Origin of the sequence: Alistipes sp. AM16-43 (assembly GCF_003435745.1) — a bacterium.
Lineage (GTDB): Bacteria > Bacteroidota > Bacteroidia > Bacteroidales > Rikenellaceae > Alistipes > Alistipes onderdonkii.
This window is the reverse complement of the sequence record NZ_QTUQ01000002.1, coordinates 513,207-527,101: the sequence shown is the minus strand read 5'-3', so window position 1 is coordinate 527,101 and position 13,895 is coordinate 513,207. Positions and strand designations below refer to the sequence as shown.

Sequence of the window (13,895 nt, the reverse complement as noted above, 5' to 3'; positions counted from 1 at the left end):
CGGCCGCTGCCATCGGGCGGGAGCCGCATTTTGTCGTTATTCTTCGATGATGGCCGTCACCCTCAGCCGCCGCATCGGGCGCAGCGGGTCGTTGGTGACGATCATCACGAAATCGGTCAGCACGCCGAAATCCTGTTCGCCCGGGTCGACGGACACCCTCGCCGTGAAGGAACTGCCCGCCGGGATGCGTTGTCCGGGGACGAGCGTCGTGGCGATCCTGCCGTTGGTTTCGACGGCGCGCACGACCAGTTCGGCACTGCCCGTATTCGAGAGCGTAAAGGTGCGTTCCTGCCTGGGGGCACCATGCTTTACCGGGCCAAATTTAATAATATTTTCGATTATCTGTGCTTTCGGGGCGTTTTGTCCTTCGGCGCCTGTTGGCGTCCGGTCGATGCCGATGCCGTGGGTGACGATTGCCGTGCCGTTGGTGCGGCCGTCGACGCGCACCTCGAGGGCGTCGCGCAGCGTGCCGTAGCGGGGATCGGCCTCGGGGATGAGGTAGGCAACGTTGATCGATCCCTGTTCGCCCGGTGCGATCTCGCGCGGGGCGGTCACCGTCAGCAGCCCGCTCGATTCCAGCGGGCGCAGTTCGAGCCGGATGGTTTTGCCCGAGGTGTTCGCATAGCCGATGGCGGACTGTACCTGTTGCCCGGGGCGGATGTAGGAGAAGGCGTTGAGGGTCGTGGAGAGCCGCAGCCCTCCGCCCGCATCGACCGGGTAGAGCTCCTCGGTGGATTTCATGCGCGGCGTGACATTGCCCCGGATGGTGAGCGTGGCGACCTTTTTCCGCTCGGAGGAGTAGACGCCCAGTTCCTTGGTGAAGGCGCCGGGGCGGTTGGCCGGGTCGAATGTCACCTTGACGGTGGTTTTCTCGCCGGGGCGGATCGGACGCTTGGTGAATTGGGGTACCGTGCAGCCGCAGGTGGTGACCACGTCGAGGATCACCACGGGCGTATTGCTGCGGTTCTCGCCCGTGAAGGTATGGCTCACGCGGCCGTCGGTCTCGCGGATCGTGCCGAAATCCCAGGTGTCGGGGGTAAAGACCAGTTGTGCCTGCGCCGCCGTTGCGAAAGCGCAAAGAGCCAAGAGTGTGAGGAGGATATGTCGTCGTGCCGTCATGGTGCTGATTGGTGTCTATGATGCAAAGGTACATTTTTTGAGAAAAAATCGTGCAATAATTTTGCGGGAATGAAATTTTGCTATATATTTGCACTCCGAAACGGTTGAAAAACCGATTTCCGAATGCCTGAATAGCTCAGTTGGTTAGAGCACATGACTGTTAATCATGGGGTCCTAGGTTCAAGTCCTTGTTCAGGCGCAGATGCGCGAGGGTTGCGTAAGGTTCTTTCAGAAACGCCTGCAGGGTAGGTGATAAAAAGAATGAAAAATTTCGATGAAAAATTTGGAGTTCATGTATTTTGAATTACCTTTGCAGTCCCAAGCCATTCACTACGGGAGCTTAGCTCAGCTGGTTCAGAGCGTCTGCCTTACAAGCAGAGGGTCGGGGGTTCGAATCCCTCAGCTCCCACAACTGAAAATCAGCCACTTACAGTAATGCAAGTGGTTTTTTTGTTCCGGGAGCATAGCTCAGTTGGTTTAGAGCGCCTGCTCGACAAGCAGGAGGTCTGCGGTTCAAATCCGCATGTTCCCACCAATGAAAATCAGACAGTTGCAGAAATGCAGCTGTCTTTTTTTATGTGTGCTATTCTCGTGTATTTCAGCGTTTTTCAGCTGCCGGGTTAAGCCGGAAGTCAAACCGGGAAACTACTTGGCGACAACTGTGCGCATTCTGTGCTGCAAGTCAAAAATGCTTGCAAACGGAGCAGATCCGTTGATGACTCGGTGGTCAATGCGTTGGTTGTGGATGGCGAAGCCGTCTTGGAAAATGGAAATCGGTGAGGCGGGAAGGGGCGATCTGTTTTCCTCGGGTTGTCCCGGGAAAATAGCTATTCCGGGGTTTATGAGGCAGAAAAGATGGCAAAGGCGCTGTACCGAGCGGGCTCCGGTGCCTTATGCCATTCGAGACGCCTAAAACAACCCGATCTATCTCCTTCCCGAACTTTTATTCCGGCATAGTTGCAAATCTCATTTTTTTGATTTAAATTTATATGCGGAATAATACATAGTACTTAATAAATCCGGGTTCGTTTGCCGTCGATCGGTTGTCGTGCGATTGCAGCGGCCCGGAATGTTTTTATGGCGAGTGGATGGTTCCTGATTTATAATAGTATTGTGTAATATACCCGATTGCGTCACGATCTCACTGTAATAGCCTATGAAATTCATATCGGTACGAAGTACGTTGATATTTATCGTTTGTGCAGGTATCGCGATCTCTTCCCCGGCGCAATCCGGGGCAGCCCTGCCCTTGCCGCCGGATTCGGTTCGGGAGAGGGTTGCGAGCCGGACTCAGATTCAGCTCCGCCTGACGCTCGACAAGGCGATCTATTCGGCGCAAAACCATTCGATCGCCGCGATGGTCGCCAAATATACGTTTCTCTCCTCGTACTGGTCGTTCCGCTCCTACCAGGCGAGCCGGCTTCCGTCGCTCAACCTGAGCGGCGAGGTGCTGAGTTTCGACCGTTCGCTGCGCCTGTTGCAGGATTACGACACCGGAGAGATGCGTTATCTGGAGAACTACAACCTGCAAAACACACTGGGGCTTGCCATCCAGCAGAATATCACCCTGACGGGCGGCACCCTCAGGCTTTACTCGTCGCTCAACCGCCTCGACCAGTTCGCCCCCAAGGAGTCTAAATCCTATTATTCACAGCCCATCACGCTTTCCTACACCCAGCCTCTCTTTGCCTACAACAGCTTCAAATGGAATAAGAAGATCGCCCCGAAAGAGTACGAACTGGCCAAACGCACCTACATCGAAGCCATGGAGGACATTACGGTGCAGGCCGTGAGCTACTATTTCAGCTTGCTGCTGAGCAAAACCAGGCATACCATCGCCGTCAAGAACTACGGCAATACCAAATCCCTCTATTCCATAGCCGAAGAACGGCTCAAACTGGGGAGCATCACCAACGACGAGCTGCTCCAGTTGCAACTGCGCATGCTCAACGACAGCCTGGCGATCAACGACACGGCACTGGCAGTCCGCGAGCAGCGCATGAGGTTCAACTCTTACCTGCGTTACAGCGAGAACGTCGATATAGACCCGGTGCTCGACGAGCAAATCCCCGCCATCGAGATCGACTATGTGACCGTACTGGACAAGGCGCTGGAAAACTCGTCGTTCAATGCCGGCAACCAACTGCGAGCGCTCAACGCCGAGGCAGGCATCGCCCGGGCCAAGGCCGAACGGGGCGCTACGGCCACGATAAATGCCCGGTTCGGGTTGTCCCAAACCGGCGAAGAGTTCCGGACGGCCTATTCGAACCTGCTCGACCAGGAGGTCATCGGACTTCAGTTTTCCATCCCGCTTTTCGACTGGGGCATGGGCAAGGGCCGTGTCCGCATGGCCAAGGCGAGGGCCGACATGGTGCGCAACCAGATCGAGCAGGACGAAACCGATTACCGGCACACAATCTATACGCTCATCGAACAATTCCACAACCAGCGGAACCAATGCATCGTGGCCGCCCGGGCACGGGAGGTCGCTGAAAGCCGCTATGCCATGGCGATGGAGAATTTCCGGCGGGGCACGGTGTCGGTTACGTACATGAATACGGCGCAGACCGAAAAAGACCAGGCCAGCCAGACCTACGTGTCGGCGCTGGCCGATTTCTGGAACTACTACTACTCGCTGCGCCGCAAAACCCTCTACGACTTCATTTCCCACACCGATATCAGCGTCGAGTTCGACCGCCTCATCGAAGAATAACCCTTGCCATGAAACAATACTACCCCTATTTGCTTTGTGCGGTGCTCCTTGCGGGCTGCGGCAAAACGAAGAACGAAAAGACGGATGCGGCACAGGATCGCATGCAGCACCGCATCGAACGCAACGAAGTCACGGTGGATACGCTGCAAAGGCGCGACTTCATGCGGGAGCTGATCAGCAACGGACGGCTGGCAGCCTCGAAGCGCAGCACGCTCTCCTTCGAGGTTTCGGGGACAATCGCGGCGATCGATGCGAAGAACGGATCCCGCGTAGGCGCCGGGGAGCCGATCGCCCGCATCGATACGAGCGACTACGCCCTTCAGCTGCACAAGGCGCAGCTGGCATTGGACAAGGCGCGGCTGGGGTTTTACGACGTATTGGTCGGACAGGGGTATCAGGCCGGCGACACGGTCACCCCTCCGGCCGGGGTCATGCAGCTGGCACGCATCCGCTCGGGGTATGCCGATGCCACGGCATCGCTGCTCAGCGCCCGCCGCAGCCTGGCTCACTGTACCCTGCGGGCTCCCTTTGCGGGAAAGGTCGCCGATGTGGAACAACAGGTCTATGAGAAATCGAAAGGCGAATTCTGCACCCTGTTGGACGACAGCCGGCTGAACGTCCGCTTCTCTGTCCTCGAATCCGAATACGGGCTGCTCAGCCCGGGGCAGGAGATCGGCGTCAGCCCGTTCGCCGACCTGCGCAAGGAGGTGAAAGGACGCATTACGGCGATCAACCCTTCGGTCGATGTGCACGGACAGGTGCAGGTCGATGCCGAGGTCGTCAACGACGGCACGCTGGCCGACGGGATGAACGTCCGGGTGGCCGTGCGGCAAAAGGTGCCCGGGCAACTGGTCGTGCCGAAGAGCGCGGTGGTCATCCGCGACAATCTCGAGGTACTCTTCCGCTACAAAGACGGCCGGGCGCAATGGACTTACGTACATACTTCGCTGGCCAACAGCCGGGAGTATGTGGTCGAAGCGAATCTGGATCGCGGGGCGGAGCTCAACCCCGGCGACCTGGTGATCGTCTCGGGGAACCTGAATCTGGCCGAAGGCTCGGAGGTCTCGCTCGGCAGGGAACAATAACACCGCACCCATGTTACGCAAACTTCTCGACCGGCCTATCGCCGTGACGATGATCGCCGTCGTCCTGCTCATTCTGGGCATTGTCAGCAGCCGCCTGCTGCCTGTGTCGCTCGTGCCGGACGTCGACGCGCCGTATATCACGGTGCAGATCCCCGCACAGGGGCTTTCGGCCCGGCAGCTGGATGAAACCGTCATCACCCCGCTGCGGCAACAACTCATCCAGTTGTCGCAGTTGACCGATCTGCGCAGCGAGGCCCGCGAAGGAAACGGCATTATCCGCCTGACCTTCGAGCAGGGCTCGGACATCGACTACCTGTTCATCGAAGTGAACGAGAAGATCGACCGTTCGACGACCTCCCTGCCCCGCGACGTGGAGCGCCCGAAGGTAATCAAGGCGAGCGTCACCGACATCCCGGCCTTCTATATCAACCTCACCGTACGGGGGGATCAACCGGCCGGGCACCGGGACGAACGGCATCCCGTATCCGACCGGTTCGCGGCGCTGAGCCGTTTTGCTTCGCAGGTCATCACCAAGCGCATCGAGCAGTTGCCCGAGGTGGCTATGGTCGACCTGAGCGGCACCGTTGCCCCGGAGCTGCTGGTTATTCCCGACGAGGCGAAACTCCGCCAGGCGGGCATCACCATCGCCGCCGTCGAAGGGGCGTTGCGCCGGGCGAACGTAACCCTGGGGAGCCTTGCCATCCGGGACGGGGAATACCAGTACAACGTGAAATTCCGGTCGGCGATAAACGGAAGGAAGGATATAGAGGATATTTTTCTGAAAATCAACGGCCGGTTGTTCCGCCTCAAGGAACTGGCTGCGGTCGTCGAGCATCCCCGCAAACGGCAGGGCATGGTGTTTTCGGACGGCCGCAACGCCGTGTCGCTGGCGGTCGTCAAGCAGGCGGACGCCCGGATGTCGAAGCTCAAGGACGAGCTCGACAAGCAACTCCGGCAGTTCCGTTACGACTATCCGGACGTGGAATTCACCGTCACGCGCGACCAGACCGAACTGCTCGATTATTCGATCTCGAATCTGGTGAACAACATCATCACGGGGGCATTGCTGGCCTGCGTCATCATCTTCTTTTTCATGCGCGACATGAAGTCGCCGATGCTGGTGATCCTGACCATTCCCGTGACGCTGATTATCTCGATCCTGGTTTTCTACCTGCTGCATATCTCGATCAACATCATCTCCCTGTCGGGACTGGTGCTGGGCATCGGTATGATGGTCGACAATTCGATCATCGTCATCGACAACATCACGGCCCGCTGGATACGCGGGGAGCAGCTGGCCGGTGCCGTCACGCAGGGCACCAAGGAAGTCATGGTTCCCATGCTGTCGTCCGTGCTGACGACCTGCGCGGTATTCGTCCCGCTGATCTTCCTCAACGGCATGGCGGGGGCGCTCTTCTACGACCAGGCGATGGCCGTAGCCATCACGCTGTTCGTCGCCTACGGGGTCTCCGTCACACTGTTGCCGGTTTATTACCGCTGGTGGTACAGCCGGCAGCAGGCCTTCCGGCCTACGCCGTGGCTCGCGTTCTTCTCCTTCGACCGGATCATCGACAGGTACGACGTCATCCTGAAATGGTTTTTCCGCCGTCGCGGGCTGATGTGGGGCATTTATGTCGTCGCGGTACTGGGGCTGGCGGGACTCTTTTGGGTGATCGACAAGGAACGGCTGCCGGCGATGACTTACAGCGACATGTTAGTCCGCATCGATTGGAACGACCGCATCTCGGCCGAGGAGAACGCCCGCAGGACGGAAAACCTCGTCGCCTCGCTGGGGGATCGCATCCTTCAATCCACGGTCATGGCGGGCGTCCAGCAGTTCGTCCTTTCGCATACCGAGGAGAACGGGGTAGCCGAGGCCACGGTTTACCTCAAGTGCCATGAACCGGACGACGTGGCACCCGTTCAGGATGCCATCCGCGGCTATCTGGCGGCGAACGCCCCTGCGGCCCGCTGTTCGTTCGGCGTTTCGGGCAACGTATTCGACATGATCTTCGCCGAGCGGGAAGCCGTGCTCACCGCACGCCTGCGTTCGACGACCGGGCGCAGTGCCGACCCGGAACAGTTGCAACGGCTGCTCGGCCGCATACGGGATGCGCTGCCGGGGCAGGAAATCCCGCCGGTCGCCATGCAGGAGGACATTCTCTACATCGCACAGCCCGACCGGATGGCGTTGTACGGCGTGACCTACAACGACCTCATAGCCGCGCTGCGCAATGCGCTCAACGAGAATACGCTTTTCTCGGTTACCACGGGCGACGAATCGTTGCCGGTCGTGATCGGCAACGACTTGCGCAGCCTGGACGATCTGCTCGGCAATACGTTCATCCATACCCCCGAGGCTGAAATCCCGGTCGGCATCCTGATGCGCCAGACAATGACCCGCGACCTGAAACATGTCGTGGCCGGGGCCGAGGGTAACTATTACCCGCTCGACCTCGCGCCCCGGGCCAAGGATGTCCCGGCCGTCATCGGCACGATCCGGGGCTGTGTGGCGGAGGACGGGCATTTCGAGGTGAGCTTCAGCGGCAGCTATTTTTCGAACCGCGGCATGGTGGGGCAGCTCGCCGGGGTGCTTGCCGTCGCCCTGCTGCTGCTGTTCTTCATCCTGGCCGCACAATTCGAATCGCTCGTCCAGCCATGGATCATCCTCTCGGAGATCGTCATCGACCTCTTCGGGGCACTCGTCGTCCTCTGGGCATTCGGGCAGACGCTGAACCTGATGTCGATGATCGGACTGATCGTGGTTTGCGGCATCGTGATCAACGACTCGATTCTCAAGATCGACACGATCAATACGCTGCGGCGGGAGGGCATGGGGCTCAAGCATGCCATCATGGAGGCCGGGCGGAGGCGCCTGAAAGCCATCGTCATGACCTCGCTCACGACGATCCTGGCCGTAGCGCCGTTCCTGTCGCACGGCGACATGGGCTCCGACCTGCAGCTCCCGATGTCGCTGACCATCATCAGCGGAATGATTGTGGGTACGCTGGTGAGCGTATTCTTCATCCCGCTGGCTTATTACGAGATTTACCGACCCCGCCGATGAACGTCCCGCGACCCATACCCCCGTCGCGGAGGGGCATCCCCGCATTTTCGGTGCTGCTGATCATGGCGGCGCTGGCGGTCATCGGGGCGGCCATGCTGCCCATGCTCAATATCCAGTATACGCCGTCGGAGGCCGGGCGAAGGATCGACATCTATTTCTCCTGGCCGGACGCCTCGGCGCGCCTGATCGAGCAGAGCGCCACCTCGCGTATCGAAGGCGCCATGTCGACCGTCGCGGGGTGCGAGAACGTCTCCTCCCGCTCGGCCAAGGGCTACGGCAATATCTCGGTCGCATTCCGTAAGGGAACGGACATGGAAGCCGCCCGTTTCGAAGTCGCGTCGGCGATCCGGAATCTCTATGGCAAGTTGCCGCAGGAAATTTCCTATCCCTATATTTCGCTCGCCACCTCCGGCAGCCGCGAATCCGAGACGCTGGTCTATACGATCAAGGCCGACCTGCCCTCCGAACGCATTGAAGAGTATGTGACGGCCCACGTCTCGACCCCGCTGTCGCAGGTCGAGGGGGTCGGGCGGGTCGTGCTGTCGGGTGTCACCCCCTTCGAATGGGTCGTCACGTTCCTCCCCAAGGCAATGGAGGCCGCCGGGATCACGGCCTCGGATCTTGCCCTGGCATTCCAGAATTATTTCCGCAGCGACGTGATCGGTATGACGGCGCTCCCGCAAGCCGACGGCAGCGAGCGGAGCATCGTGCTGAAGCTCCGCAACCGTGCCGGGCTCGATTTCGGGGAGATTCCCGTCGCGCGCCGCAACGGCCGCATCTACTACCTGCGCGATTTCGCCACGGCGCGCTGGCGCGAAGCGCTCCCGACGAGCTATTTCCGCATCAACGGCCTCAATACGATCAACCTCTCGGTGGTCGGCGATCCGCACACGAATATCCTGAAGGTCGCCTCTTCGGTCAAGGCGGAGATGCAGCGCCTTCAAGCCTCCTTCCCGGCCGAACTGTCCGCGACGCTGACCTACGACGCTTCGCAGTACGTCTCGGGGGAACTGCATAAAATCTACGTCCGCGCGCTGCTCTGCGTCGCCATCCTGCTGTTGTTCGTCTATCTGGTCAGCCGGGATTTCCGCTATCTGCTGATCATCATGGCGACGCTCGTGGTCAATATCCTGGTCGCCGTGGTCTTTTACAACCTGCTCCGGCTGGATATCCATATTTATACGCTCGCCGGGATCACGGTCTCGCTGGGGATCATCATCGACACGTCGATCATCATGGTCGATCATTACAGCTACTACCGCGACCGGCGGATATTCGTTTCCATCCTCGGGGCGCTGCTGACGACGATCGGCGCGTTGGGAATCGTATGGCTGCTGCCCGAGGAGCAGCAGGCCAACCTGACCGATTTTTCACTGGTGATCGTCGTCAACCTGGTCGTATCCCTGCTCGTCGCGCTGCTGTTCATCCCGTCGTTGCTCGATAAGTTTCCGCTGGGGCGCAGCATGACGGGTGCGTCCGTGCGCCGCCGGAGGCTCGTCGTGCGGTTTTCACGCGGGTACGGGTGGTTTATCGCCTGGGGACGCAGGCACCGCTGGATCTTCGTTGTGGCGCTGGTATGGGGGTTCGGCATCCCGACGTTCCTGCTGCCCGACAAGATCGCCGAAAGCAAGGACAGGGAGCTCTCCGTATGGGCCGAAGCCTACAACGGCATCATGGGGAGCCAGGCCGTTTCCGAACACCGTCCCGTGATCGACAAAGTCTTCGGGTCGTCGCTGCACCTGTTCCGCACCGCGACCAACCGGTACGATAATTTCCGCACGCCGGAGCAGAAACGCCTCTATGTCAGCGCGGGAATGGCCGAAGGGTGTACCGTCCAGCAGCTCAACGAGGTCGTGCGGCATATGGAAAACTACATCAGCCGTTTCGATCAGGTCGACATGTTCCGCACGCGCATCACCTCCTACGATAACGCACAGATCGAGATCACGTTCAAACCCGAATTCGAATACGGCCCGTTCCCGGCGATGCTCAAACAGGAGCTTACCTCCGCGGCGATCAACTTCGGCGGCGCGACCTGGTACATCCGGGGCATCGACGACAACACGTTCAACAACAACGTCGTCAACAACTACCGTTCGAACCAGTTCCGGCTCAAAGGCTACAATTACGACCAGCTCTCGGCCTATGCCGACGCGCTGATCGATACCCTGTCCCGGAACCGCCGCGTCTCCAATCCCGAGATCATGGACGGCAACGCATGGTCGCTGCCCCACAACGAATTCAACATCCGCTACGACGACGAACGAATCGCCGCCGCGGGGCTCGACGTGGCCGATTATTACGGGATGCTCAGTACGATGCTTTTCAGATCGCGGCTGTCGCCGGTTTACAATGGCGAGGAACTCCAGCAGGTCGTGCTCGAATCGGGTGACCGCGACCGTTTCGACCGCTGGCATGTGGCCAATGCCCAGGTACGCATCGACTCGCGGCAGACGAAACTCGCGGCGGTCGGATCCATCGAAAAACAGCGCACGGGCGTCTCCATCAGCCGCGACAGGCAGTCGTATCAGATATTGGTCGGGTACGATTTCATCGGGTCGTACGAACTTGGGAGGCGGCTGATCGAACGTACCGTCAAGCAATTCAACGAGGAGATTCTGCCCATCGGTTTTCGGGTCGATTCGCCGTCGTCCGGGTTCTGGCAGGAGGAGAAACAACTGCAGGTGTGGCTCATACTGCTGGTCGTCGCGATAATATATACCATGTGCGCCGTCATCTTCGAATCCCTGCGCAAACCCGTCGTCATCATCCTGATGATCCCCGTCTCGTTCATCGGGGTGTTCCTCACGTTCGGCTGGTCGGATTTCGTCTTCGACCAGGGCGGGTTCGCCGCTTTCGTCCTGCTGTGCGGTATTGTGGTCAACGCCGGCATCTACCTGATCAACGAGCAGAACAACTGGGCCGATGTTTCGCACCAGCATGGGATCCGGCTCTACCTGAAGGCGTATAACCACAAGATCATTCCCATCATGCTCACCATCCTGTCGACCGTGCTGGGCCTGGTGCCGTTCCTGTACGACGGCCCGGAGGAGGTTTTCTGGTTCGCATTCGCCATGGCCGCCATCAGCGGGACGTTGTTCTCGATCGTGGCCCTGGTCGTCTATCTGCCGGTTTTCCTGCCGATGCGGCGTAAAACCTGCAACCTGCCATGACGCGGTGCCCACATCCGCTCCTGCGTTATCCGCTGGCGTTTCTGTTCGTGGTCGCCGCCTGGTTCCTGCTGGTTCCTGCGCTCGACATGCCCGTGCAGGAGTTGCAGGGGAATGTCCTCCTGTCGCTACGGGCGACCGCGGCCCTGACAGCCCTGGCGGCCTGTTACTATCTGTGCTACCTGCCCCGCCTGTATGTGAACCGTACGGATATGTATGCGATCTTGTTCCTGGGCTGGGTTACGGCAGGCAGGTTCCTGTGGCCCGGGTTGGCTTCGGCGGTCAGGTATGACGAGTTGCTGCAGGCCGCGATGCTCTACGCCGCCTTGCGGATCATCTTTACGGCCGAGCGGCGGACAATGACACTCCTGCTCATGCTTTTATGCGTACTGGGCATTTATGAAGCATGGGTCGGCATCCGTCAGATCTACGGGTTCGCGCAGTCCAACCACGGGCTGTTCAGAATAACCGGCACGCTTTTCAACCCGGGCCCGTATGCGGGGTTCATCGCCCCCGTATTCGTGTGTGCCGCGGCCTGTGTCGCCAGATACCGGTTTGCCGAACGGGCGTTGCGAACGTGGGGCTCGCTGCGGCGCCTGCGTGCCGGAGTCCTGCTGTGGGGCGTGGCGCCTTACCTGCTCGGCTGGGTTGCGGCGCTGATGACGGTCGTCGTCCTTCCGGCGTCGATGAGCAGGGCCGCGCTGGTCGCCGCCGCCGTGGGCTGCGGGGCCTTGGCATTCCGCGTGTGGAATGTCCGGGGACGCTTCCGGTACGTTTACCGTGCGCATCCGTTGCGCGTGGGGGTACTTTCGGGGCTGGCTGTGCTGCTCCTCGCGGGCGTCGGGGCCGGGGCATACCATATCAAGCGCCCTTCGGCCGAGGGACGCCTGCTGATGTGGAAGATCGACACGCAGATCATGCTCCGCCATCCGCTCTGCGGGGCCGGGATCGGAAATTTCGCAGGCGCGTTCGGCGAAGAACAAGCACGTTACTTCGCCTCGGAAGAGCGTCCGAAAGCCGAAACCCAGGTCGCCGGATGCCCCGAGGCGGGATTCAACGAATTCCTGCAAACAGGCGCTGAAACGGGGGCGGGAGGTCTTGTCTTGCTGTTGCTGATAACGGGAAGCGCAATCGTGAGCCAGCTCAGGCGCGGGGCGCCCTTCGGTTACGGGCTGCTGGCAGTGGCAGTTTTCGCCTGCTTCTCCTATCCGTGGGGCGTGTTGCCATTGCGGCTGCTGTTCGTCGTATTGCTTGCCGGGACGTGCTCGAAACGGGTTGTCCCGATCCCCGGGCGGGGGCATGTCGTCGTGTTGCTGGCACTTGCGGGATGTCTCGTATGCTGGACGGGATTGTGCAGCCGCTATGCTCGTCGTGTGGAAGCCCGGCGGCAATGGAGCGAGGTACGCATCTGGCCGAATTCCGGACGGTACGACTACCTGGTCGAAGACGGGCCCCGTTACCACGACGCTCTGCAGGGCGACTTTCGGTTTTTATACGACTACGGCTATGCGCTGCACAAAACGGGCAGCTACCGGCAAAGCAATGAAATCCTGCGCGAGGGGATGCGGATCAGCAGCGACCCGATGTTCTGGAATATCGCGGGGCGAAATTACGAAATGTTGGGGGATGTCGCGGCTGCCGAGCTGGCCTATCTCCATGCGCACCGTATGATCCCGGATCGGGTTTACCCGCTTTACCTGCTTGCGAAACTCTACCTTGCGGATGGGCAGACGGAAAAGGCGTTCGCCACGGCATGCCGGGTCATTGCGCATAAGCCCAAGGTCGAATCGGTACAGACGCGGGAGATGCAGGCAGAACTGCGCAAATTGTTGGAAATGCCCCCTTCGGGCGAAATACGGGAGTAATATGCGACGGGTTTTCAACTATATCTTTTGGGTATCCGCAAGTGCCTGCATGCTTTTCGCGGGATGGCTGCTCGTGCGGATTTTCTGCTGCGACCAGTTCGTCGTCCCGTCGGAGTCGATGATGCCGGCCTTGTTGCCCGGGGATCGGATCCTGGTCAATAAACTGCTTGCCGGGAGCCGCATTTACAGCAAACTCGAGTTCCGGCAGGATGTTCCGCTCCGTTCGTTCCGCATGCCTGGCCTCAGAGGGGTGCGTGTCAATGACGTGGTGGTCTTTAATGCCCCGCACGGGTACGACCGGGATCGCATAGAGTTCCGGATCAACTATGTCTATGCCAAACGTTGTGTCGGGATGCCCGGCGACAGCATTGCCATCCGGAACGGATATTTCTGTAATAATCGTTACAAGGGGGTTATCGGCGATGCCGTGCAGCAGGGACGGCTGGCTGCGATTCCGGATTCGTTGTTGCCGCCCAACGTACTGCGCGCCTTGCCTTTCGATGACCGGCGCTACGGGTGGACGATCAAAAATATGGGACCTCTATATATTCCCCGTGCCGGCGACAGGGTCGAACTCGACTCACTGAATTATGAGCTGTACCGACTTGTCGTGGAATATGAGACAGGCGGGGCGCTGACCTGCGACGGGAACCTCCTGCGGCTCGACGGCGAGGCGATCTCGACCTATGAATTCCGGGAAAACTATTATTTCTTCTGCGGCGACAATGTAATCAATTCTAAGGATTGCCGCTATTTAGGCTTTGTTCCCGAGGAGTTCATCATCGGTGTGGCCTGCCGCATTACCTATTCCGAAGATCCCCTCACCGGGGTGGAACGTCCCGGGCGATGGTGGAAGGCGGTCGAATGAACCGACGG

Annotated in this window: 7 protein-coding genes and 3 tRNA genes; 9 read left to right on the top strand and 1 reads right to left on the bottom strand. The window is 59.6% G+C overall.

From position 1 onward, the window contains the following. Positions 1-36: 36 nt before the first annotated feature. A complete protein-coding gene (locus DW189_RS05360; RefSeq protein WP_117507119.1) occupies positions 37-1,119 on the bottom strand; it encodes a DUF1573 domain-containing protein in 1,083 nt (360 codons plus the stop codon). Between the two features lie 125 nt (positions 1,120-1,244). Between DW189_RS05360 and DW189_RS05355 the strand changes: the two genes are divergently transcribed. From DW189_RS05355 to lepB, 9 genes are all read left to right on the top strand, one after another. After that, positions 1,245-1,318: transfer RNA gene (locus DW189_RS05355), tRNA-Asn, on the top strand. A gap of 135 nt (positions 1,319-1,453) precedes the next feature. Beyond that, positions 1,454-1,528: transfer RNA gene (locus tag DW189_RS05350), tRNA-Val, on the top strand. A gap of 48 nt (positions 1,529-1,576) precedes the next feature. Further along, a tRNA-Val gene (locus DW189_RS05345) sits at positions 1,577-1,654 on the top strand. A 621-nt stretch (positions 1,655-2,275) separates the two neighbouring features. After that, positions 2,276-3,832: a TolC family protein gene (locus tag DW189_RS05340; RefSeq protein WP_117507118.1), complete on the top strand. Its 1,557-nt coding sequence runs from the start codon at positions 2,276-2,278 to the stop codon at positions 3,830-3,832. 8 nt (positions 3,833-3,840) lie between these two features. Then, on the top strand, positions 3,841-4,917 hold the full coding sequence (locus tag DW189_RS05335; RefSeq protein ID WP_117507117.1) for an efflux RND transporter periplasmic adaptor subunit: 1,077 nt from the start codon (positions 3,841-3,843) through the stop codon (positions 4,915-4,917). A gap of 10 nt (positions 4,918-4,927) precedes the next feature. Continuing rightward, complete coding sequence (locus DW189_RS05330) at positions 4,928-7,984, top strand: efflux RND transporter permease subunit (RefSeq protein ID WP_117507116.1); 3,057 nt, start codon at positions 4,928-4,930, stop codon at positions 7,982-7,984. Then, positions 7,981-11,157, top strand: a complete 3,177-nt coding sequence (locus DW189_RS05325) for an efflux RND transporter permease subunit (protein WP_117507115.1) — start codon at positions 7,981-7,983, stop codon at positions 11,155-11,157. The genes DW189_RS05330 and DW189_RS05325 overlap by 4 nt, the downstream gene beginning before the upstream one ends. Continuing rightward, on the top strand, positions 11,154-13,019 hold the full coding sequence (locus DW189_RS05320; protein ID WP_117507114.1) for an O-antigen ligase family protein: 1,866 nt from the start codon (positions 11,154-11,156) through the stop codon (positions 13,017-13,019). The genes DW189_RS05325 and DW189_RS05320 overlap by 4 nt, the downstream gene beginning before the upstream one ends. A 1-nt stretch (position 13,020) precedes the next feature. Further along, positions 13,021-13,887 carry a signal peptidase I gene (gene lepB, locus DW189_RS05315; protein WP_022331891.1) on the top strand — a complete coding sequence of 289 codons (867 nt, stop codon included), beginning with the start codon at positions 13,021-13,023 and terminating at the stop codon, positions 13,885-13,887. Positions 13,888-13,895: the final 8 nt, after the last annotated feature.